The sequence below is a fragment of the Vagococcus coleopterorum genome, assembly GCF_011303955.1.
In the GTDB taxonomy this organism is placed as follows: domain Bacteria; phylum Bacillota; class Bacilli; order Lactobacillales; family Vagococcaceae; genus Vagococcus_D; species Vagococcus_D coleopterorum.
In genome coordinates, this window is sequence record NZ_CP049886.1 from 407,911 (window position 1) to 432,094 (window position 24,184).

Below are 24,184 nucleotides of genomic sequence, written 5' to 3' on the forward strand. Positions count from 1 at the left end.
AGAGGAGGAAGATTTATGCCAAAACTTGTATTTATACGACATGGTCAAAGTGAATGGAATGCCTTAAATCAATTTACTGGGTGGGTTGATGTTGATTTGACAGATAAAGGTGTCGCTGAAGCCAAAGCTGCCGGCAATAAAATCAAAGCTGCTAATATTGAATTTGATCACGTGTTTACTTCTGTTTTAAAACGGGCCATTAAAACTTGCCACTACGCCCTAGAAAACGCTGATCAACTTTGGGTGTCTGAAACTAAGTCTTGGCGGCTTAACGAACGTCATTACGGTGCTTTACAAGGTCTTAACAAACAGGAAACCGCTGATAAATACGGGGACGAACAAGTCAATTTATGGCGCAGATCTTACGATACCCTACCCCCTTTGCTTGATGAAAAAGATCCCGGTTCAGCCACAAACGATCGTCGTTATCAAAACTTAGAGAAACGATCTATACCTGGGGGAGAGAATCTTAAAGTCACGCTTGAACGCGTTATTCCATTTTGGCAAGATGAAGTTGCTCCAAAATTATTAAAAGGCGAAACTATTTTAATCGCTGCTCATGGTAATTCTTTAAGAGCTCTAGCCAAGCATGTAGAAGGCATCTCTGATGAAGAAATTATGGGCTTGGAAATTCCAACTGGACAACCGTTAGTTTATGAATTGAGTGATGATTTATTAGTCAAAGAAAAGTATTATTTATAGAAAAAGCCATCCCTAAGGATGGCTTTTTTACATACAAGCTAATAATATTTTTTCAACATCATCTGCATTCAATGCTACAAATGCATCTTCTGAAATGGTACTATGTTTAACCGCTAGCTCAGACATCAATCTAATTTTTTCATGATCAATCCCCACTTCAGCTAACGTCATTGGAATTCCCCATGATTTAAAACTCTCAACTAATTTATCAATCCCTTCATTAGCAACATCAAAAGGATCACGATTATTTGAGTCAATGTCCCAAACATTTTCAGCAAAGGAAACAAATTTTTCAACAGTTTGTTCAGATAAAATATATCTCATCCAACTCGGTGTAATAATTGCTAAACCAATACCATGTGTAATGTCATAAAAGGCACTTAACTCATGTTCAATTGGGTGACATGACCACACGCCTTTTTTACCTAGCCTAGTCAGTCCGTTTAAAGCAAGGGAACTTGACCACATTAAATTAGATCGCGCTTCATAGTTCGTAGGGTCTGTTAAAGCAATTGGCGCATACTCTAAAACTGTTTTCATCAATCCTTCCGCTATTCTATTTTGAACAGCAGCTCCTTCATTAACCGTAAAGTAGCATTCAAATAAATGACTCAAAATATCAGCAGAACCTGCTGCAGTCTGCCATTTGTTGACCGTATACGTATAGGTCGGATCTAAAATTGATGCTTTTGGAATCATCGCCACTCCACCAGTAGCTAATTTTTCATTCGTTTCAAGGTTAGTGATCACTGACCCCATATTCATTTCTGAACCGGTAGCGGCCATCGTTAAAATGGTTACCAAAGGTAAAGCATCTTTTACTAAGCTACGATCTTTTGTAAAATCCCAAGGATCACCTTCATATTTCACTCCAGCAGCAATTGCTTTAGAACAATCAATTGTTGAACCTCCACCCACAGCAAGGATCACTTCAATATTATTTTCTCGACACATTTCAACCCCTCTTCGAACTGTATCAATTCTAGGATTAGGTTCCACGCCTGCTAATTCAATAATTTCAAAGTTATCTGCCTTCATCCTTGAAACGGCATCATCATAGATGCCGTTCTTTTTAATACTTCCTCCACCATATACCATCAATACTTTCTTGCCATACGGTTTTAAGACTGTTGTTAGTTGCTTAATCTGGCCTTCACCAAAACAAACATGTGTGGGGACATAAAAATTAAAATTTTCCATCGTAACCCTTCTTTCTTTATTGTCTTTTTAGAATAGAACTTTTAACAACTTTTGCATAGTAATTAAACTCAAAAAAGACAGCATAAGCTGTCTTTTTTTAACTAATCAATGTATCAAGTGCCACAATCATCATATCATCAAAGGTTGTTTGACGTTCCTCAGAACTTGTTTCTTCACCTGTTAACATATGGTCACTAACCGTCATCATACATAAGGCGTCAACACCATATTTAGCAGCCACGTAGTAAATAACAGCTGCTTCCATTTCCACTGCTAAAACACCATGTTCTCCAAGTTTAAAAGTGTCCTCTAAACTATCTTTATAAAAAACGTCATCCGATAAGACATTCCCAACATGAACGTTAAAACCATTTTCTTTAGCTGCTGTATACGATTTTAACAATAAATCAAAATCAGCGATTTGCGGAAAATCATGCTTAGGAAAATCATTTCTGATAATAGCAGATGTTGTTGCTGCTGCTTGGGCCAAAACAATATCTCTTACGTGAACATCTTTTTGAATAGAACCACACGTTCCGACACGAATCATTTTCTTAACATCGTACTCTTTAACTAACTCAGTCACATAAATAGCAGCAGAAGGCATACCCATACCCGTTCCTTGAACTGAAACTTTCTGACCTTTATAAGTGCCAGTGTAACCGTACATCCCACGAACTTCATTATATAAAACTGCATCTTCTAAAAAATTTTCAGCAATATATTTTGCCCGTAATGGATCTCCTGGTAATAAGATTTTATCTGAAACCTGATTTTTTGCAGCACCAATATGAATACTCACGATGTCACACTCCTTAAATTAGTTTTATGACTAAATGTTTTTAAGCGTTTCTTTAATCAATGTTTTGAAGTCCGCTTTAACACGTTCTGTTGTTTCAACCACTTCGTCATGATTTAAATTAGCTTGCATTCCGGCAGCTAAGTTAGTCACACACGTAATACCTAAAACACGCATACCCATATGACGCGCAACGATAACTTCTGGAACTGTTGACATACCAACAGCATCCGCACCCATCATACGTGACATACGAATTTCAGCTGGGGTTTCATATGTAGGTCCTGTATAACCCATATAAACACCTTGTTGCAGAGTAATCTTAAGGTCAGCAGCTACTTTATGAGCGACTTTCCCATATTCTTTATCATAAGGTTCTGACATATCAGGGAAACGTGGTCCCAAATCTTCATCATTTTCACCGATTAATGGATTTGTTCCAGTAAAGTTAATTTGGTCAGTAATCAACATTAAATTACCCGGTGTGAATGACGTATTTACTCCACCCGCAGCGTTTGTTACAACCATCGAGTGAGCTCCTAAAGCTTTCATAACACGAACAGGGAATGTCACGACTTGCATCGTATTTCCTTCATAAAAATGGAAGCGACCTTGCATAGCTAATACTTTTTTACCTGACATATCACCATAAACTAATTGGCCAGCATGACCAACAACTGTTGATACTGGGAAATTAGGGATTTCTTCATATGGAATCACAATTGGATTTTCGATTTCATTACCTAATTCACCTAAACCTGAACCTAAAATTAAACCAAAATCAACATCCTTTACACCTTTACTTTGAATATAACTTGCTGTTTCCTGTAATTGTTCACTCAATTTTTTAGTCATTTGCTTGTCTCCTCTAAAATAAAATTATTTAAGTTCTTTTAAAAAGCTTTTGCCGTTTTCTGTAGCAGGAACATTGAAATTGTCCGCAATTGTTGCAGCAATATCAGAATAAAAACCTTGTGGAATACTACCTTGGCCAGCCATTTTTTTACTGTAAGCTAGCAGCGGCACATATTCTCGGGTATGATCCGTTCCTGGGAAACTTGGGTCATTACCATGGTCAGCTGTAATTAATAATAAGTCATCTTCTGCCATAGCATCGTAGATTTCTTGTAACCTTCCATCAAAATCTTCTAATGCTTTCCCATATCCTGGGACATCTCTTCTGTGGCCAAATAAAGCATCAAAATCAACTAAATTAGTAAAACTTAAACCAGTAAAATCTTTCTTCATGACATTTAATAATTGATCAACACCATCCATATTAGATTTAGTTCTAACAGACTCGGTGATTCCTTGACCATTGAAAATATCATTAATTTTACCCACAGCAATAACATCTTTACCCGCTTCTTTTAGCGAATCTAAAACCGTGTGACCAAAAGGGTCTAAAGCATAGTCATGACGATTAGCTGTACGTGTAAAGTTTCCTGGTTCCCCTAAATAAGGACGAGCAATAATACGGCCAATCATATAAGGATCATCTTTGGTAATCTCACGAATATACTCACAGATACGGTATAGTTCATCTAATGGGATAACCTCTTCATGAGCTGCAATTTGTAAAACCGGATCTGCCGAAGTGTAGACAATTAAGTCACCTGTTTCCATTTGGTGTTTGCCATAATCATCAATAACAGCTGTTCCACTATATGGTTTATTACAAACAATACCACGGCCAGAAAATTCAGAAATTTTATCTAATAAATCTTGCGGAAACCCTTCAGGGAATACACGGAATGGCGTTTGAATATTCAGACCCATAATTTCCCAGTGACCTGTCATTGTATCTTTACCCACTGATATTTCTTCTAATTTTGTCGCATAACCTTTATGGTCAGACACTTCTTTTACTCCTACGAGCGGTTCAATTGTTCCTAATCCTAAATTTTCCATTTCTGGAATATTTAGACCTACTTGCTCAGCGATATGACCAAGTGTATGGCTACCAACATCACCAAATTTTTCAGCATCTGGCGCTTCCCCAATACCAACTGAATCTAATACTACTAAATGTACTCTTTTAAACATGACATTCCCTCATTTCTTTTTAAAAGCACAAACGTGCCCGACAATTGTCCGACACGTTTGAGTAAACTTTTTATTTTGATTTGATATAAGTTTTTCCAATCGCTTTCGGTGCTTTTGATGTTCCAATGAATAACACTAGAACAATAACAGTTAATAAATATGGTGCCACTTGCCAATAAACTGATGGCACATTTTCTAAACCTGGAATTTGTGGTCCAATAACTCCTAAACTTTGAGCTAAGCCAAAGAATAAGGCAGCGACCATAGCACCAATCGGATTCCATTTCCCAAAAATCATCGCTGCCATCGCAATAAAACCTTGGCCTGTGATAGTTGCTCTTGAAAATTGTGATGAAACAGATTGTACTAATACTGCTCCCCCAATACCACCTAAAAATCCTGAAATTAATACTCCTGCGTACTTCATACGGTAAACATTAATACCTAAAGTATCTGCAGCCTGCGGATTCTCACCAACCGCACGTAAACGCAATCCGAATTTCGTTTTGAAAATAACGAAATATGAAAGAAATGCTACTAAAATTGCTACGTACGCTGGTGCAGAAGTGTCTTTAAAAAAGATATCACCAATCACAGGGATTTTTTCTAAGACCGGAAAACTAAATTTACCAAAACGTTCCGCAATTATATCTGTTTGTCCACGATCATCAAAAATTAAACGTGTTAAGAAAACTGCCAAACCAGGTGCCATTAAGTTAATAACGGTACCACTGACAATGTGATCTGCACGCCAATGAACTGTTGCTAAAGCGTGGAATAGAGAAAAGACAACCCCTGTTAATCCACCAATAAGTAAGGCAACCCATGGCGTAAATCCACCTAAAACATCTGCTGTAAACAAATTAAATACACAAGCACTGAAAGCACCCATTACCATAATACCTTCCAGACCAACGTTAACTACCCCACTTCTTTCTGAGAAAGTTCCGCCAAGCGCTGTAAATATTAATGGTGCTGAATAAACCAATGTAGAAGAGACTACGATTACTAATAACTGTAACATATTACATCTCTCCTTTCTGTGAATCTTTTTTAACTCTACTAATTAAGTAACGAATAACATAACTTGCACCCACAAAGAAAATAATCGAAGCAATAACTATTTCAACAATTTCTTTTGGAATGCCGGCACCCGGCATACTCAACCCACCAACTTTTAGAACGCCGAATAAAATTGCTGAAACAAGAATGCCTAGTGGATGTCCGTTTCCTAATAAAGATACTGCCATACCATCAAACCCAATTTCAGGAACAGCATTCATAACATATAAGTTTTGGAACGTTCCTAACGCTTCAAGAACTCCACCTAATCCCGCCAGGGCCCCTGCGATGACCATCGCTAACACAATATTCTTACTTGAACTCATCCCTGCATACTCAGATGCATCAGGGTTAATACCTACTGAACGTAATTCAAATCCAGCTGTTGTTTTCTTCATTAAAATCCAAATAATTACAATTGCTGCAAGAGCTATAAAAATACCACCATTTAAACGGGAGCCCCCTGTAATTTCTTGTAGAAAAGGAACTCGCAAACTAGCATTTTGCGTAATCATTTCTGTGGCATCTTTATCTTCTGTTAAAACATTACGTACCATATGATTGCTGACATATAAAATTACATAGTTCAACATAATTGTAACAATAACTTCGCTTGTCCCAAATTTTGCTCTTAAGAAGCCTGCGATACCAGCGTATACACCTCCAGCTAACGCTCCTCCTAAAATACAAATTGTTAACAATAAGAATTTTGGTAAATCCGGAAATGACTGAGCTAGTGTAATTGCCATTACCCAACCACACAAAGCTTGACCGGCAAGACCGATATTAAAGAAGCCAGCCGTATAAGCGACTGAAAATCCTAATGCCGTAAGAACTAAAGGTGAGGCTAACCGGAACACTTCACCAACATTATAAGGACGACCGAAAGCACCATTTAACATAGCGCTGTAACCTTCTATCGGATCATATCCTGATACCAACATAACAATTGCTCCAAGTAACAGTCCGAACACTACTGAAATAACTGGAACAGCGAGGTTTTTTAAAAGGCCTTTATTCATCTAAGCTCGCTCCTTCCTCAGCATTTTGTTGTTGAAGTGTTGCGCGGGCTTGATCAATTGTCATACCTGCCATCAACATACCTAGCTCTTGTTCACTTGTTTCTTTAGGATCAACGATACCTGTAATCGTTCCTTCAAACATAACAACGATACGATCAGAAACGTTTAGAATTTCATCCAATTCAAAGCTAACGCATAAGACTGCTTTTCCGTTGTCACGTTGCTCAATCAAACGTTTATGGATGTATTCAATCGCACCCACATCCAACCCACGTGTTGGTTGTGACACAATTAGTAAATCTGGATCACGATCAATTTCTCTAGCAATAATTGCTTTTTGTTGATTTCCTCCCGAAAGTGCTGCTGCGGGAACTATTTCGCTTGGTGTACGGACATCAAATTCTTCTATCAATTCATTAGCATGAGCATTGATATATTTATAATCTAAGATGCCATATTTACTATTTGGTTCTTTATAATACGTTTGTAACGCAATATTCTCAGCTAAAGTCATAGGTAAAACCAGACCAAATTTATGACGGTCTTCTGGCACATGACCAACACTGTTTTCAGTAATTTGACGAGGTTTATGATTTGTCATATCTTTACCATTGATTTCAATAGTACCACTTTCCACTTTACGCATACCCGTAATTGCCTGGATAAGTTCACTTTGTCCATTGCCGTCAATACCGGCAATACCTATAATTTCACCTGCTCGAACCTCTAAATCTAAATTTTTAACAGCATCTAACCCACGATTTTCTTTTACAACTAAGTTTTGAACTTTCAAAACTGGTTCTTTAGGAATAGAAGGTACCTTCGGTGTCTTAAATGACACCGAACGTCCTACCATTAAATCTGCTAATTCTTGAGATGAAACATCATCGACATTTACAGTATCAATACTCTTACCACGACGGATGATTGTACAACGATCAGCAACTGCCTTTATCTCATCTAATTTATGAGTAATAATGATTAGAGATTTTCCTTCTTTAACTAAACCATGCATAATGCCAATTAACTCCTCAATTTCTTGAGGGGTTAATACGGCAGTCGGTTCATCAAATATTAGAATTTCAGCCCCGCGATACAATGTCTTCAAAATTTCAACACGTTGTTGCATTCCGATTGAAATATCTGAAACTAAGGCATCTAAATCAATATTAAACCCGTATCGATCCGAAACAGCTTGGATATCTTTGTATGCTTTTTTCTTATCAATTGTAGCCCCTTTAACCGGTTCGCTACCTAAGATAATATTTTCAGCAACGGTAAAATTATCAATCAACATAAAATGTTGATGAACCATACCAATACCTAGATTGCTTGCTACTGTGGGGCCAGAAATAACTTCATGCTTACCATTAATATGAATTTCACCTGAAGTTGGTTGTAATAAACCTGATAAAACGTTCATTAATGTTGATTTTCCTGCTCCATTTTCACCTAATAGCGCATGGATTTCACCTTTTTTAACCGTTAAGTTAATATTATCATTCGCTTTGAACGATCCAAAGGCTTTTGTTATATTCTTCATCTCAATCACTGATTGTGATTTATCCACTGTGTTCACGTCCTTACTGTTTCGGATAATTAAGTCTTATGACTTATTTTTTTTCTGGTACTGCAGGCACTTCGATAGTTCCTGCTTTAATTTCTTCTTTAGCTTTTTCTACTGCTGCAGTAATTTCTTCATTTAATTGACCTTTAGATAAGTCAACACCGTCTTCTTTAAGTCCATATACTAATTGTTCTCCACCAGGGAATTTTCCATCAAAAGCTTGTGTTGATAAATCTTGAACAACTTTTGAAACACCTTTTAGAGTTGAAGTTAAAGTGACATTTAAATCGCCTTCTTTACCTTCAGCTTCTTGGTCTCTATCTACCCCAATTACCCAAACTTTTTTATCTTTGTCAGCTTTAACAATATCTTTAGCTGCTGTGAAAACGCCATTTCCTGTATCGCCTGATGCGTGATAAATTACATCAACTCCTGAGCCATACATAGCTTCAGCTGTTGCTTTACCTTTAGGAGCATCACCAAATGATCCTACGTAAGTATTTGTAATTTCAATATCTTTATTTACTGATTTAGCTCCGGCATTAAATCCAGCTTCAAAACGACCAATTACATCGCCTTCTTGTCCACCAACGAAGCCAATTTTATTAGATTCCGTAGTCATCGCTGCCGCAATACCTGCTAAATATGCTGCTTCATGATCTTTAAAGATTACTGATGCAACGTTATCTTTTCCTTCAATTTGGTCATCAATTAATACAAAGTTTTTATCAGCATTTGCTGCTGCTGCTGATTCAATTGCTGGTTTTAATTTAAAACCAATACCGAATACTGTATTAAATCCATCGTTCATTGCTGTATTAATATTTGTATCAAATTCTGAATCTGAGTTTGATTGGTAGTAGTTAAAACCACCATTTCCTTTTTTCATATCATGGTCTTTACCCCATGCTTGTAATCCTTCCCAAGCAGATTGGTTAAATGATTTATCATCAACCCCACCTAAGTCAGTTACTAACGCTACTGAATGATCACCTTGTGCGTTATCTTTTTTATCTTTACTACCCCCGCCACATGCTACTAATGTTGTCGTTAATCCTAAAGCTAAAACTGCCATTCCTAATTTCTTAGTTACTTTCATTTTAAAGCCTCCTATAAAGATATATTTTTTTAACAGCTTTTGACGGCTGGTTAAAACAGATTAAAGTTGTTCATCCGTAAATGAATACGGTAATAATTCGGCGATTGTTGTTTCTTTTAAATCGCCAGTTTTTGAAACTAGAGTAACAGGCATATCCGCTTTGCAAAATTCTACAAGAACTTGCCGGCAAGCACCACACGGAGAAATAGGTTCATCCGTTTCACCTGCTACAACTAGGTGTTGGAATTCTAAGTGCCCTTCTGAAACAGCTTTGAATATAGCTGTTCTTTCTGCACAATTCGTTAATCCATATGATGCATTTTCAATATTAACACCTGTAAAAACTTCACCTGTTTTAGTGACTAAACAGGCTCCTACAGGGAATTTCGAGTACGGAACATATGCTTTGCTGTAACTTTCTTTTGCCAAATCAATCCATTTTTCTTTGTTAGACAATTGACTCACTACCCTTCGCTAATAATAGCAACACTAGCACTAGTACCTAATCTAGTGGCACCAGCATCCACCATAGCTTCGGCTTCAGCTCTGGTATGAATACCACCTGATGCTTTAACACCCATCTCTGGACCAACTGTTTCGCGCATAAGTTTAACATTTTCAACTTTTGCACCAGCAGTTGAAAAACCAGTTGATGTTTTAACATAGTCAGCTCCTGCATCTTTCGCAATGGCACTAACCACTTTAATTTCTTCAGCTGTTAGTAAGCTTGTTTCAATAATTACTTTTACTAACGCTTTATCTTTCGCAGCATTTACAACTGCTGAGATATCTTCTTTTACTAAATCTGTATTACCTGATTTTAAAGCTCCAATATTAATTACCATATCCACTTCATTCGCCCCATTTTTAATTGCGTCTGTCGTTTCAAAAGCTTTAACCTCTGGTGTATTAGCTCCTAACGGGAAGCCAATCACTGTACAAACAGCAACTGGTTCATTAGCTAACATTTCTGCAGCAAGTTTAACCCATGTTGGGTTAACACAAACTGAATAAAATTGGTTTTTAATCGCAACATTAATCAATGATTCAACACTCTCTTTTGTAGCATCTGCCTTTAGTATTGTGTGGTCAATTTTTCTATTTAACTCCATTTCAAATCGCTCCCTTTTTTATTCAGTAATAATATCTCTAACTAACGCTGGTTCTTCAACTTCTGAACCAATCGAAATATTGTCGTATAACATGTTTGTCACAGCATCTAAATCTTCAGTATTCGCATAAATAGTCACTAAAGTTTCACCAGCTTCTACCTTCATGCCAACTTTTTTATGAAGTTTAACACCTACACTGTAATCAATACTATCTTCTTTAGTTTTACGTCCAGCTCCTAAAATCATTGCCGCAATACCAACGTTTTCAGCATGAATCTCATTAACCCAACCCGTTTCTTTCGCTGGGATATCTACGACATATTTAGCTTGATCCATTTTCGATGGGTCATCAACAATATCTGGATTACCACCTTGGTTTGCAATCATTACTTTAAATGTTTCCAAAGCTTTACCTGACTCCAAGGCTTCAACTAGCATCTCACGAGCCTCTTCTAAAGAACTTGCTTTACCAGCCAAAACAACCATTTGACTTCCTAGGACATAAACCATTTCTGTTAAATCTTCTGGTCCATTTCCTTTTAGAGTTTCAATTGCTTCTTCAATTTCAATTGAGTTACCAATCGCTTCCCCTAATGGTTGAGACATATCAGATATAACAGCCATTGTATTTCTACCAGCCATATTACCAATTCGAACCATTGTTTTCGCTAAGCGACGAGCGTCTTCAATATTTTTCATAAATGCGCCATCACCTGTTGTAACATCAAGTACAATCGCATCAGCACCAGACGCAATTTTTTTACTCATAATCGAGCTTGCAATCAACGGAATTGAATCAACTGTTGCCGTCACATCTCTCAATGCATATAATTTTTTGTCAGCTGGCGCTAGATTGCCCGATTGACCAGTTACTGCAACTTGAGATTCGTTAACCAACTTAATAAAGTTATCGTTTTCTATTTCAACTTGAAATCCAGGAATCGCTTCAAGTTTGTCAATTGTTCCACCTGTATGACCTAACCCACGGCCGGACATCTTTGCAACCGGAACACCAACACTTGCAACTAATGGCGCTAGTACAATTGTAGTTGTGTCACCCACACCACCTGTAGAATGTTTATCAACTTTAACACCGTCAATAGAGCTTAAATCAATAACATCACCTGAATTAGCCATTGCTAATGTTAAGTTAGTAATCTCTTCATCCGTCATGTCTTTATAGAAAATAGTCATTAAAAAAGCACTCGCCTGGTAATCTGGAATGCTACCGTCTGTGTAGCCTTCAACAAAGAAATTAATTTCTTCTTTAGTTAATTGACCACCATCTCTTTTTTTCTCAATTAAGTCGATCATTCTCATGTTTATTTGCCTCCTGCTTTCATATAATATTATAACGAACAAATGCGCCACGGTAAAAGGTTTATTGGTAAAACGTTTTACTTGAAAAACAAAAAATCAAGCGCTTACATTTTGATATTACCATCCTAGGTTGGGTTCGTCAACCTAGCGATACTATCTCTTACAATTAACGTAGTTTCAAAAATTTTATTAGGAATACGTTGATACGGGTTTTCTATCGCATCAACTGTGAATTTTGCTGCTTCAAACCCAATTTCAAATATAGGTTGATGAATAGTCGTCAAGGCCGGCGCTAAATATTTACCTATTTCTAATCCATCAAAACCTACAACAGAAACGTCTTCCGGAATCCTTAAATTCGCTTCATAAATAGCTTGATAGGCTCCCATAGCCATTTGGTCATTGCTACAAACGATTGCTGTTATATGAACATCTTTTCTAGATAGTAATTCAGTAGCACCACGATAGCCACCCTCTATAGTCAATTCGCTCTCTACAATAAAATTTTGATTAAATGTTATTTTGTGATCTTCTAGACAATTAGTATATGCTGTAATCCGCTCAGACAATTGGTAATAATCCCCCAACTCTTGGATAAAACCAATATCCCTGTGTCCAGAATTAACTAAAAAAGTCATAGCTTCATAAACACCCTTATACTCTTCTACAATTAATTTTCCTTCTGATCTAATATTTTTGCCCATATCAATTAAAATAATTGGAATTTTCTTCTTTTTGGCATTTGTTACAGAAATAATTGATTCATCTAAAATATTGGGCGTAGCAATAATTATACCTTCGACAGATCTACTAACTAATTCGATAAAACACTTTTTTTCTAGCAATTTATCATGTTTAGAATTACAAAGTACCAAAACATAGCCTAGTGAATTTAGATATGACTCAACACCTTCTATCAATTTTGAAAAAAAGAAATCTGTGACATCCGGTACAATCATACCAATTGTCTTTGACCTTTTAGTAATCATGCTTTGTGCAACAACATCCGGTTTATAGTCATGGTCAGCAACAACTTCCAAAACTTTTTGTCGTGTTTTTTCGCTAAATCGATGGCCTTTATTATTTAAGATTTGCGATACTGTCGTAATGCTGACCCCTGCCTCTTTTGCAATATCTTTAATTGTTATTTTCATACAATCACCTTTCTTGCTTCCACATCCCATACCAAATCAATATTAACAAAATTAAGCGCCTACATAAAGGTAAGTGCTACTTTAAAAAGCCAACCTGTTGAGGTTGGCTTTAATTTTTTTATTTTAAAATAATACCCAGTAATAATCCGATGATTAACACACTATTAAATATAATTAAATTCTTAATCGATACAACAAACGTTTTACTCTTTACTTGTTCACGATTAAATTCTTTTAGATTCTTTATGACGAGAGGTAAAGTTGCAAATATGATTAAAATCGACCAGTGATAAATACCGAAAAATAAGCCGATTAATACCACAGCGTAACAACCATACATTAATACATTAAATAGTTTAACGCCTGTTTCTTTTCCAATATAATACGGTAATGTATAACGGTGATTCTTGATATCTTGATCTAGATCACACAAATTATTAGCTAACATAATATTAGAAATAGTAAAGACCATTGGTAAAGAAGCCAATAAAATAGCCAATAATTTCTTCAAATCGCCAACCATAAAAAATTGCCAGTTGATTATGTCCAATTTCAAAAAATTTGCATCAAACGCATTAATATAGATCGTAATTAGAAAAATTCCAAACCCCATTGTTACACCGCTAAAAACTTCTCCTAAGGGCATTCTAGATAATGGAACTGGTCCAAAGGTGTAAAACACACCAATTAAACAACATAACCCACCAAAAACAAATAAAATCCAACCCGTTTTATAACTTAAATAAAATCCGGCAATGGCCGAAATAGCTAACATTGTCCAAATAAGAGTAACTACCAACTTTTCGCTAATATTTGCTTCCCCAATAATATTAACTTGATGTTTATACTCATCGTCTTTTGCTTTTTTATAATCCATATAATTATTGATTGCAGTTGTTGTCATATCGAAAACTAACATACCAATAAAAAAGATTACTGTATAACCCCAATGGATTTGTCCAAAGTAAGAGATTGAAAACAAGACACCAATTAGAAAAGGAAATAGACTGGCAAGTTTCGTTTGAATTTCAACTAGCTTTAAAAAGTTTGAAACCGTCATAGTATTAATTCCTTTCTATAAATCTGAATTATTTCCTAAAGAATAACCAGATTCTTTGTTTATTTTAAAATTATCGACTAACCCACTACTAATATAAATTTTATTGTCTAACGTCACAAAAATAGCTTCCACATCTTTCAACCCTTCGATATGATCCAATCCTTCTTTAAGTCCCATCGAAAAGATTGAAGTTGATAGTCCATCACCATCAATCGATTTTTGAGAAATAATTGAAACTCCCGCAATCTTATTATCAAACGGGTATCCTGTTTTAGGATTAAACAAATGGTGGAACGTTTCGCCATTAACAGTCAAATTCCGTTCATAAATGCCTGAAGTTACTAGAGATTGATTTTTTGAAGTGACTGAACCAACAACCGTGTTACGAGCTTGATTAGGATCTTGAATACCAACTTTCCAATATTCTTTTCCTTCTTTTGGACTGTCTCCTAACACATAGACATTTCCACCTAAATCAACAATTGCCGTTGTGACATCATTTTTTTGTAACAATTTGACAACTTCATCTGTAATATAACCTTTTGCAATCGCACCAAGATCTAATTCCATTCCCTTTTTTTTCAAGAAAATAGTTTGTTTCTCATCATCTAGTTCCACATCTTTGTGATCAACAAGTGGTAATGCGGCATCTATTTCAGACTGAGCTGGTTTTCGAGCGTCATCAAAACCAATGTGCCACATTTTAGTAATTGGACCAATTGTCATATCGAATCCAGTCTCATATTCTTCACTATATTCATAAGCACGTTTCACCAATGGGTAAACATCATCTGATAATTCAACAGATTTAATACCAGCATTGTCATTAACTTTATCTATTTCAGAGCCAGGTTCACTGACAGTGATTTTATCAGCCAATTCTTTCACTCGGTCAAACGCTTTCTTTAAAACGTCCTCTTTATCATTGTCATAAATTTGAACTCTGACATAAGTTCCCATCAAAAACTGTTGCTCACTATATGGCTGTTGATTCAAACTAGCTCCTTTAGAACCACATGCGACTAAAAGAACGATTGGCAGTAATAGTAAACTAATTAAATACTTTGATTTTCTCATTTATATCCACTCCTTTTTGTTCAACACCTTATTTTACAGCCTTTTATCCTATTTTTCAAAATAATCTTTCTACTAATGAATAATGAAAATAAAAAAAAAGCAGGCCCACTCTGGACCTGCTTAAAAGTTAAGATTGAAAATTATTTATCTTCCATAACAATGTTATCTACAACAATTGTATCAGTGTTACCTTTTTGAGCAGCATTGATTAGTTGTTCAGCATACATTTCAAATGAATGACTTGAGTGAGTTGCACCAGTCACAACATCGATACCAGCAGTTGCAGCATATGGTTTTTCTTCAGTTGCTTCTTTAGCAGCTGTTTCATTAGCTTCTACTAATTTTTTGTTTAATTCTGGAATGAATTTTTCTGGATTAGTCACATCGCCACCGAATTCTAACATGTTTTTGTTATATTCAGCATCTTCTTGTTTAGATTTACCTTCAGCATTTACGTTATCGTATTTAGACTCAACTAATTTACCATCTTTTACAACGATTGAGAATACTGTGTGATAGCCATTTGAATCATTTTTTTCTTCTAATTTGTACTCGCCATCTTGTAAATCTTTTCCATTTTCAATAACGATTTTTTCAGTGTTACCAGCTTGGGCAGCTTGAACTAATTGTTGCGCGTAGTTTTTGAATGACATTGAAGAGTGAGTAGCTCCTGTTACAACTTCAACACCGTCAGCAGATCCTGTTTCTAATAATGATTCATTTAGTGCTGGGATAAATGCTTCTGGGTTAGTTACATCCCCACCAAACTCTAACATTTTTTTGTTGTAGTCAGCATCTTCTTTTTTAGATTTACCTTCAGCGTTTACGTTATCGTAAACAGTTCCTTCAGCAATTTTCCCATCTTTTACTACCATAGTAAACGTAGCTTTATATCCGTTTGCTTCTTGAGCTTCTTCTAATGTATAAGTTCCATCTTGAAGTTCAGCACCCGCAACCTTAACTTGTTCAGTTTTTGCTTCTTCTTTAGTTTCTTCTTTCTTATCTGGTGTACATGCTACCATTACTAGCGATGCCATCATTAATACAGAGAAGCCTGTTAAAAATTTTTTTGCTTTCATTTTGTCTCCACCTTTTATGAATTATATTTTTCACTTGCTGTTTAGCTTGTGAAAGTTTTTACATACTCATTTTAGCTCATTGGCTATATAAAATCAACAAATTTGTCATAAAAAAATCAAATTCTATTGTAAAATATACAAAGTTAGGCGTTTTCAATTATCGTAGCTGTTTTTATTTAACGTTTATTATTAAAATAGCTAATTTTAGTTAGACATCTGGCTGGTAAGGATATATAATATAGTAGATTGTGTAAGTTTTTTCAAGCAATTATTCATTCAATTATTTTAATAGACAGAGGAGATGGTAAACTATGGCAAAGACTAAAATCGTCGTAGTCGGTGCTGGATATGCTGGTGTCTTTGGAACAAAAACACTTTCAAAGAAACTTAAAAAAAATCCAGACGTAGAAATTACACTTATTGATCGTCATACATATCAAACAATGATGACAGAATTACACGAAGTTGCTGGTGGTCGTGTTGAGGAAACAGCAATTCAATATGATTTACAACGTTTATTCTGTAAACGTAAAAATGTTAAATTGGTTACAGATAACGTAACGTCAATTGACAAGGAAAACAAAGTAGTAATTACAGAAAATGGTGAATACCCATTTGATTACGTAATGCTAGGTATGGGTGGAGAGCCTAATGACTTCGGTACTCCCGGTGTTAAAGAAAATGGTTTCACTCTTTGGTCAATGGATGACGCAATTAAATTACGTCACCACATCCAAGATACTGTGAAAAAAGCTGCTTTAGAACCTGATGCTGAAAAACGTAAAGCAATGTTAACTTTTGTTGTTTGTGGTTCAGGATTCACAGGTATTGAGATGGTCGGAGAATTAATTGACTGGAAAGCTCGTTTAGCTAAAGATAACAAAATCTCAGCTGATGAAATTTCTCTATTAGTTGTTGAAGCTGCTCCAACAATCTTAAACATGTTAGATCGTAACGATGCTGGTAAAGCAGAACGTTACTTAGAGAAAAAAGGCGTTAAAATTATTAAGAGTTCAGCAATCGTTGAAGTTGGTTCAGAAACTATCACTCTTAAGAGTGGCGATGTGATTCCAACACACACATTAATCTGGACTGCTGGTGTACAAGCAAATAGCGATGCCAAAGAATTTGGTATGGAATCTGCTCGTGCTAACCGTTTAGTTGCTAATGAGTTTATGCAAGCTAAAGGTTTTGAAGATAAAGGTGTTTACGTTGTCGGAGACTTAGTTTATTACGAAGAGTTCGAAAATACCCCTACTCCTCAAATCGTTCAAGCTGCTGAAGGTACAGGTCACTGTGCTGCTAAAAATATTGTAGCTGAAATTAATGGTCAAGAAAAAGAAGCTTATAAAGGTAACTATCAAGGATTCATGGTATCAATCGGATCTAAATATGGAGTAGCTTGTCTATTCGATAAAATCCATTTAAGTGGTTTCTTAGCAATCGCGATGAAACACATTGTTAACTTGAAATATTTCTTTGATATTCGCTCTGGATATTACGCTTTCCAATACATGATGCATGAATTCTTCCGCGTCGAGGACGAACGTAATGTAACTCATGGTCACTCTTCACGTAACAGTAACGTATTATGGTCAGTACCATTACGAATTTTCTACGGATTAGTTTGGTTAGTTGAAGCTATGAAGAAAGTCGTTGGTGGTGGCGAATACTTGAAACCATCTACATGGTTTGGTGAAGGTTCATGGTTCTCAGACACAGTTGCTTTCCCATTCGAATGGTTGAAAGATGCTGATGCTGCAACTGGTGCTTCAGCTGCCGGTGATGCCGCAGCTGGAACTGATGCTGGTGCAGTTGCTGATGCTGCTCAATTTGGTTTAAGCTATGCATACGGTGAAGAACCAATGCTAGTCTTTGATCACATGCCAAAATGGTTCTCATCATTGATGGAATTCATGATGCCAAATAAAGAAGTTGCATTATTTATGCAAAAATTCATGACTATTTTTGAAGTCTTAATTGCTTTAGCTTTAATCGCTGGTTTATTCACTTGGTTATCAAGTGCTACAACTATCGCTTTAGTTGCTGCTTTCTGTTTATCAGGAATGTTCTACTGGGTAAACATCTGGTTTATCCCTGTTGCCTTCGCTTTAATGAATGGTTCAGGTAGATCTATCGGTCTTGATAAATGGGTTGTGCCATGGTTACAACGCAAACTTGGTAAATGGTGGTACGGAGACGTTAAATCAATGTACGGGCAAGAAAAATAAGCCCTCTTTATTAGATAAAGTTCTAGGGCATATTTCCTAGAACTTTATTTTTTATCATTTTTCAATCAAATCAATAATATAAAACAGGAGGCTCTAATTTTGAATAAGAATAAGAAATTAATCTATATTTCTCTTTTAGTCGCCCAAGGGGTTATTATTGGTTTGCTTGAGAACATGATTCCTTTCCCATTTGCAATTGCACCTGGTGCTAAACTAGGTTTAGCAAATCTGATTACTATTATTTCTCTTTTCACAATGACTAAACGAGAAAGTTTTTTCCTTGTTTGTCTACGCCTTGTTTTAACCACATTATTAGGTGGAACAATATCAACCTTGATGTATAGTGCGACAGGTGCATTATTAAGCTATTTAGGCATGCTTTTAATAAAACAACTTGGCCCAAAACGCGTAAGTATTATTGGTATCAGTGCAGCTGGTGGTTTCCTACATAATGTTGGGCAATTATTCACTGCAAGTTTTATAGCCCGATCATGGAGCGTTATGCTCTACCTACCAGTCTTATCTATAATTGGTATTTTAGCAGGAATTGCAGTAGGAATCGCAGCTAATTATTTAATGGAACACGTTAAAACATTACAATATTTTAAAAAAGTACACGAAGCAAAATAAGATACTACTATGCACGATAACCTTAAGGGAGTTTATTTATGAAAATTCATGATTTGTGGAAACACTATCCAACTTTATCTAAAGATCTACAAAAAACTTTAAACTTAATGGAAAAATCAATTAGCATTTCTAACCAAGATGTCGAAGATGCTATCATTGAAATGATTTCTTCTGGCGGTAAATTATTACGCCCGGCCTACCTTATTCTTTTTTCAAGATTCGGAAAACCGGATAAAAAGAAAATTACAGCATTGGCAGCTGCCATGGAATCACTTCATACAGCAACGTTGGTTCATGATGATATTGTTGATGAAGCAGAACTGAGAAGAAGCACCCCTACATTACAACATCGCTTTGGTAAAGATGTTGCTGTTTATGCAGGTGACTATCTTTTTGTTTCTAGTTTCAAGCTATTAGCTAACTATGCCTCTTCGCTTAAAAGTATTCAATACAACGCTAAAAGTATGGATGCTATTCTATCTGGCGAATTAGGTCAAATGTCTAAAAGATATAAAACTGACGTTACGGTTGATGACTACCTTGAAAACATTTCAGGTAAGACGGCTGAATTATTCGCCCTTAGTGCGTTTGTCGGTGCCTATGAATCTGATTGTTCTCTACTTTTTTCTAATAAATGTAAAAAAATTGGCCACTCTATCGGAATGGCTTTCCAAATAATGGATGATATTCTTGATTATTCCCAAACTAGCACAACTATTGGCAAGCCCGTTTTAGAAGACGTGAAACAAGGGGTTTATAGTTTACCCCTACTTTATGCCTTACAAAGCAACAGATCAGCGCTCTTACCTCTGTTAAATAAACGTGAGAATATGACTGATGCGGATGCTGAAAAAGTCTATCAAATTGTGCAACAAGAAGGGGCTGTCGATAAAGCCAAAAAAGTAGCTAAAGATTACACAAATAATGCTTTAGCCGCTATTAAAACCTTAGAAAAAGTAGAACCTAAAACGGCGAAAACCCTATATGATTTAACAGAATATTTATTACAAAGAACACAATAAAAGACACGCGTTTGCGTGTCTTTTTTTATAAATATTTTTCAATAATCGCTGCAACACCATCTTCATCATTTGAAAGTGTCTCTTCATCAGAAATAGCTTTCAATTTTGGAACAGCATTTCCCATCGCGATACCCAGTCCAGCAAACTCAATCATTGCCAAATCATTTTCATTGTCACCAATTGCCATCATATCTTTAAAATCAATATTTAAATGCTTCCCTAACGCTTTTAGAGCAAAGCCTTTGTCCGCTTTTTTATTTAAGATTTCATAATAGAAAGGGGCACTCTTAACACACGTATAGTCAGCTAAAAATTCTTTGGGTAATTTCGAAATGGCCAAGTCTAATTTTTCTTCCTGGTCAATCATCATCATTTTAATAATAGAAATGTTATCTGACATTTGATCAGTCGTTCGATATTTAATCGGTAAACTCGTCAAGACTGATTCATGAACCGTATATGGACTAATATTTTGGTTCGCTGTATAAATGTTATCATTATCTAATGCATGAACCGGCACAGATACTCTTCTAGCCATGCTCTCTATTGAGATATAATCATCATGACTTAAACCAAGCTCTGCAATTGCTTCTTTTGTATCGGCTTTTTGGACAACAGACCCATTATATGTTGCAACGTAATCCCCTGCCTCTTCTAAATTAAGTTCTTTAAGTAAAGGTTCAACCCCTGCATAGGGACGGCCGGTACAAAGGACCACCTTAATTCCATTTGCTTTAGCTTTTGCTAATGTTTTTTTTGTTCGATCTGTTATTTCTTTTTTAGAATTAAGTAAGGTACCATCAATATCAATCGCAACTAATTTTAAATTCATCTCATTCTCTCCTTTGAATCATAAGCTATTCATTTTATCCTCACTATTATATCACGTCTTATAGTTATAGCCCTTGTAAATACTTAAATTCCTAGTTATAATTCAAAGAGGTCTATTAAAACGAGAAAAGAATAGAGGTATATTATGATTACTGTATCAAATGTCAGTTTATTACTTTCTGATAGAAAATTATTTGAAGATGTTAATATTAAATTTACTCCCGGAAACTGTTATGGTTTAATCGGTGCAAATGGTGCTGGTAAGTCAACGTTTCTTAAAGTCCTAGACGGCACAATTGAACCAACTACTGGATCTGTAACGATGGGACCAGATGAACGTCTGGCAACATTAAAACAAAACCACTTTGACTATGAAGAAGAGACTGTGATTGCCACAGTTATGATGGGTCATAAACGTTTATACGAAGTTATGCAAGAAAAAGATGCTATCTATATGAAGCCTGACTTTTCAGATGAAGATGGAATTAAAGCTGCTGAACTTGAAGGCGAATTTGCTGAATTAAATGGTTGGGAAGCTGAATCTGAAGCTGCTATGATGCTTCAAGGTCTGAATATTCCTGATGAATTACATGACTTAAAAATGGCTGAATTATCAGCGGGACAAAAAGTTAAAGTTTTACTTGCTCAAGCACTTTTTGGAAAACCTGACGTTCTTCTATTAGATGAGCCAACCAATGGTTTAGATACACAATCAATTGCCTGGTTAGAAGAGTTTTTAATTAACTTTGATAATACCGTTATTGTCGTATCCCATGACCGTCATTTCTTAAACAAAGTTTGTACTCACATGGCAGATTTAGACTTCGGTAAAATTCAACTTTATGTTGGTAACTACGATTTCTGGTTAGAATCAAGTCAATTAGCTTCTAAATTACAAGCTGATCAAAATTCTAAAAAAGAAGAAAAAGTTAAAGAACTACAAGACTTTATTGCAAGATTTAGTGCCAATGCATCAAAATCTAAACAAGCGACATCACGTAAAAAAATGTTAGAAAAAATTACGATTGATGATATTCAACCCTCATCACGTCGCTATCCTTTCGTAGGATTTAGCCCTGAACGTGAAATCGGTAACGATTTATTAACGGTTGAAAATGTTTCAAAAACAATTGATGGTAAAAAAGTACTTGATAATATCTCATTTACTTTAAATAAAGATGATAAAGTTGCTTTCTTAGGAAATAACGATATTGTTACAACCGTATTGTTTAAAATTATTATGGGCGAGATGGAACCAGATACTGGTTCTGTTAAGTGGGGTGTTACGACTTCTCAAGCTTACTTACCAAAAGATAATTCTGATGAATTTGATGGCAATGAACAACCGATTGTTGATTGGTTACGTCAATATGCTGGTAAAGACGAAGACGATAATACCTTCTTACGTAGTTTCTTAGGTAGAATGCTGTTTTCAGGTGAAGAAGTTATGAAACCTGTTAATGTTCTATCTGGTGGCGAAAAAGTTCGCTGTATGTTATCAAAAATGATGTTATCTAAAGCAAATGTTTTAGTGTTAGATGATCCAACAAATCACTTAGACTTAGAATCAATCACTGCTTTAAATGATGGCTTAATTGGATTTAAAGGTTCTATTTTATTCACATCACATGATCACCAGTTTATTCAAACAATCGCTAACCGCATTGTTGCGATTTCTGATAAAGGTGTAGTCGACCGTGCTGAAACAACTTACGATGAATTCCTTGATAATAAAGAAGTTCAAAGCAGAGTTAAAGAGTTATTTACAAATTAAAAAGCACCCCTCAATTGAGGGGTGCTTTTTTTATCCTTTAAATTTGCTCCCAAATGTCTTCTAAGACGTTTGTTTGCGTTCTGTCAGGACCAACAGAAAATGTAGAAATACGGACTCCTACAAGCTCAGAAACGCGTTTGATATAGTGACGAGCTGTTTCAGGAAGTTCTTCAAGTGTCTTACATCCTGTTACATCTTCAGACCAACCAGGCATTTCTTCAAAAATTGGTTTACAACGTTCTAATTCTTTCAAGCTTGCTGGATAATGGTTAATTTCTTTACCATCTAATTCATAAGCTGTACAAATTTTTACTGTTTCTAAACCACTTAAAACATCAATTGAGTTAAGCGATAAATTAGTAATACCAGATACCCGTTTAGAGTGATTCATAACAACTGCATCAAACCAACCCACACGACGTGGGCGACCTGTTACTGTACCAAACTCTCTTCCTATTGTGCGGATTTGTTCTCCAACCTCATCAAATAGTTCTGTTGGGAAAGGACCGTCACCTACACGTGACGTATAAGCTTTACAAACACCAATTACTTTATTGATTTTTGCTGGACCAACACCACCACCAACTGTTGTTCCTCCAGCAATTGGATTAGATGATGTGACGAAAGGGTACGTACCGTGGTCGATATCAAGCATGACACCTTGAGCGCCTTCAAATAATACATTTTTATTGTTATCTAAAGCTTCATTAACTAAGTATGAAGTATCAGTAACATATTGTTTAATTTGTTGACCATATTCATAATATTCTTCAAAAATATCGTCAAAATTAAGTGCTTCACCATCATACATTTTAGTAAACATACGATTTTTTTCTTCTAAATTGATGCGTAAACGTGCTTCAAAAATATCTTTATCCATGAGATCTGCCATACGAATACCAACACGTGCTGCTTTGTCCATATAAGCTGGGCCAATCCCTTTATTAGTCGTACCAATTTTGTTATCGCCTTTTGATTCTTCTTGATATGTATCTAATTGGATATGATATGGCAAGATAACATGAGCGCGATCAGAAATTCGTAAATTATCTGTCGTAATACCTTTATCATGTAGATATTTCAACTCTGTCACTAATGATTTAGGGTTAACAACAACCCCATTTCCAATAACACTAATTTTATCTTTATAAAAAATACCAGATGGAATTAACTGTAATTTAAATGTTTCACCATCGAATTTAATTGTATGACCAGCATTATCTCCACCTTGATAACGAGAAATAACTTCTGCACTTTCACTTAAAAAATCGGTAATTTTTCCTTTACCTTCATCGCCCCATTGAGTACCTACTACTACTACTGATGACATATGAACACCTCATTCTTTCCATTATGATAGTTTACTACTAATTTTACCAAAAAAAAACTAAAAAATC

22 protein-coding genes are annotated in these 24,184 nt (G+C 35.7%); 5 read left to right on the top strand and 17 right to left on the bottom strand.

The annotated features are described in order from the left end of the window. The first annotated feature begins 15 nt into the window (after nt 1–15). Complete coding sequence (gene gpmA / locus G7081_RS02055; RefSeq protein WP_166006981.1) at nt 16–702, top strand: 2,3-diphosphoglycerate-dependent phosphoglycerate mutase; 687 nt, start codon at nt 16–18, stop codon at nt 700–702. Nucleotides 703–729: 27 nt separating this feature from the next. On the opposite strand, the gene G7081_RS02060 is transcribed toward gpmA, so the two are convergent. The 15 genes from G7081_RS02060 to pplA all read right to left on the bottom strand — a co-directional run bounded on the left by G7081_RS02060 (nt 730) and on the right by pplA (nt 16,299). Beyond that, nucleotides 730–1,902 (bottom strand): iron-containing alcohol dehydrogenase, encoded by a 1,173-nt coding sequence (locus G7081_RS02060; protein WP_166006983.1) that lies wholly within the window; start codon nt 1,900–1,902, stop codon nt 730–732. Between the two features lie 97 nt (nt 1,903–1,999). Beyond that, nucleotides 2,000–2,704 carry a purine-nucleoside phosphorylase gene (deoD, locus tag G7081_RS02065; protein ID WP_166006985.1) on the bottom strand — a complete coding sequence of 235 codons (705 nt, stop codon included), beginning with the start codon at nt 2,702–2,704 and terminating at the stop codon, nt 2,000–2,002. 30 nt (nt 2,705–2,734) lie between these two features. Next, the gene (locus tag G7081_RS02070) at nt 2,735–3,556 is read right to left on the bottom strand and encodes a purine-nucleoside phosphorylase (RefSeq protein WP_166006987.1); all 822 of its coding nucleotides are present in this window, start codon (nt 3,554–3,556) and stop codon (nt 2,735–2,737) included. A gap of 24 nt (nt 3,557–3,580) precedes the next feature. Further along, nucleotides 3,581–4,747: a phosphopentomutase gene (gene deoB, locus G7081_RS02075; RefSeq protein ID WP_166006989.1), complete on the bottom strand. Its 1,167-nt coding sequence runs from the start codon at nt 4,745–4,747 to the stop codon at nt 3,581–3,583. 70 nt (nt 4,748–4,817) lie between these two features. Beyond that, a complete protein-coding gene (locus G7081_RS02080; protein ID WP_166006991.1) occupies nt 4,818–5,771 on the bottom strand; it encodes an ABC transporter permease in 954 nt (317 codons plus the stop codon). A 1-nt stretch (nt 5,772) separates the two neighbouring features. Beyond that, a complete protein-coding gene (locus G7081_RS02085; RefSeq protein WP_166006993.1) occupies nt 5,773–6,831 on the bottom strand; it encodes an ABC transporter permease in 1,059 nt (352 codons plus the stop codon). Next, nucleotides 6,824–8,374 carry an ABC transporter ATP-binding protein gene (locus tag G7081_RS02090; protein ID WP_166008366.1) on the bottom strand — a complete coding sequence of 517 codons (1,551 nt, stop codon included), beginning with the start codon at nt 8,372–8,374 and terminating at the stop codon, nt 6,824–6,826. The genes G7081_RS02085 and G7081_RS02090 overlap by 8 nt, the downstream gene beginning before the upstream one ends. A 70-nt stretch (nt 8,375–8,444) precedes the next feature. Next, nucleotides 8,445–9,497: a BMP family lipoprotein gene (locus tag G7081_RS02095; RefSeq protein WP_166006995.1), complete on the bottom strand. Its 1,053-nt coding sequence runs from the start codon at nt 9,495–9,497 to the stop codon at nt 8,445–8,447. A 60-nt stretch (nt 9,498–9,557) separates the two neighbouring features. Beyond that, on the bottom strand, nt 9,558–9,953 hold the full coding sequence (locus G7081_RS02100; protein WP_166006997.1) for a cytidine deaminase: 396 nt from the start codon (nt 9,951–9,953) through the stop codon (nt 9,558–9,560). 8 nt (nt 9,954–9,961) lie between these two features. Next, nucleotides 9,962–10,609 carry a deoxyribose-phosphate aldolase gene (gene deoC, locus G7081_RS02105; RefSeq protein WP_166006999.1) on the bottom strand — a complete coding sequence of 216 codons (648 nt, stop codon included), beginning with the start codon at nt 10,607–10,609 and terminating at the stop codon, nt 9,962–9,964. Between the two features lie 18 nt (nt 10,610–10,627). Continuing rightward, entirely contained in the window at nt 10,628–11,929 is a 1,302-nt protein-coding gene (locus G7081_RS02110) for a pyrimidine-nucleoside phosphorylase (RefSeq protein ID WP_166007001.1), read from the bottom strand. A 125-nt stretch (nt 11,930–12,054) separates the two neighbouring features. Next, a complete protein-coding gene (locus G7081_RS02115; RefSeq protein ID WP_166007003.1) occupies nt 12,055–13,083 on the bottom strand; it encodes a LacI family DNA-binding transcriptional regulator in 1,029 nt (342 codons plus the stop codon). 118 nt (nt 13,084–13,201) lie between these two features. Beyond that, complete coding sequence (menA, locus tag G7081_RS02120; protein WP_166007005.1) at nt 13,202–14,143, bottom strand: 1,4-dihydroxy-2-naphthoate polyprenyltransferase; 942 nt, start codon at nt 14,141–14,143, stop codon at nt 13,202–13,204. 15 nt (nt 14,144–14,158) lie between these two features. Beyond that, entirely contained in the window at nt 14,159–15,220 is a 1,062-nt protein-coding gene (locus G7081_RS02125) for an FAD:protein FMN transferase (RefSeq protein WP_166007007.1), read from the bottom strand. 140 nt (nt 15,221–15,360) lie between these two features. Beyond that, nucleotides 15,361–16,299: an extracellular electron transfer flavoprotein PplA gene (gene pplA / locus G7081_RS02130; protein ID WP_166007009.1), complete on the bottom strand. Its 939-nt coding sequence runs from the start codon at nt 16,297–16,299 to the stop codon at nt 15,361–15,363. Nucleotides 16,300–16,610: 311 nt separating this feature from the next. Here pplA and G7081_RS02135 point away from each other — a divergent pair, with 311 nt between their 5' ends. The 3 genes from G7081_RS02135 to G7081_RS02145 all read left to right on the top strand — a co-directional run bounded on the left by G7081_RS02135 (nt 16,611) and on the right by G7081_RS02145 (nt 20,182). After that, nucleotides 16,611–18,530 (top strand): NAD(P)/FAD-dependent oxidoreductase, encoded by a 1,920-nt coding sequence (locus G7081_RS02135; RefSeq protein WP_166007011.1) that lies wholly within the window; start codon nt 16,611–16,613, stop codon nt 18,528–18,530. Between the two features lie 99 nt (nt 18,531–18,629). Beyond that, on the top strand, nt 18,630–19,160 hold the full coding sequence (locus G7081_RS02140) for a Gx transporter family protein (RefSeq protein ID WP_166007013.1): 531 nt from the start codon (nt 18,630–18,632) through the stop codon (nt 19,158–19,160). A 38-nt stretch (nt 19,161–19,198) separates the two neighbouring features. Then, nucleotides 19,199–20,182 (top strand): polyprenyl synthetase family protein, encoded by a 984-nt coding sequence (locus G7081_RS02145; protein ID WP_166007015.1) that lies wholly within the window; start codon nt 19,199–19,201, stop codon nt 20,180–20,182. 25 nt (nt 20,183–20,207) lie between these two features. Here G7081_RS02145 and yidA read toward each other — a convergent pair whose 3' ends face one another. Beyond that, nucleotides 20,208–21,014: a sugar-phosphatase gene (gene yidA, locus G7081_RS02150; RefSeq protein ID WP_166007017.1), complete on the bottom strand. Its 807-nt coding sequence runs from the start codon at nt 21,012–21,014 to the stop codon at nt 20,208–20,210. Nucleotides 21,015–21,158: 144 nt separating this feature from the next. On the opposite strand from yidA, the gene G7081_RS02155 reads away from it, so the two are divergent. Beyond that, nucleotides 21,159–22,787 (top strand): ABC-F family ATP-binding cassette domain-containing protein, encoded by a 1,629-nt coding sequence (locus G7081_RS02155; protein WP_166007019.1) that lies wholly within the window; start codon nt 21,159–21,161, stop codon nt 22,785–22,787. 37 nt (nt 22,788–22,824) lie between these two features. On the opposite strand, the gene G7081_RS02160 is transcribed toward G7081_RS02155, so the two are convergent. Then, nucleotides 22,825–24,117: an adenylosuccinate synthase gene (locus G7081_RS02160; protein WP_166007022.1), complete on the bottom strand. Its 1,293-nt coding sequence runs from the start codon at nt 24,115–24,117 to the stop codon at nt 22,825–22,827. Nucleotides 24,118–24,184 lie beyond the last annotated feature (67 nt).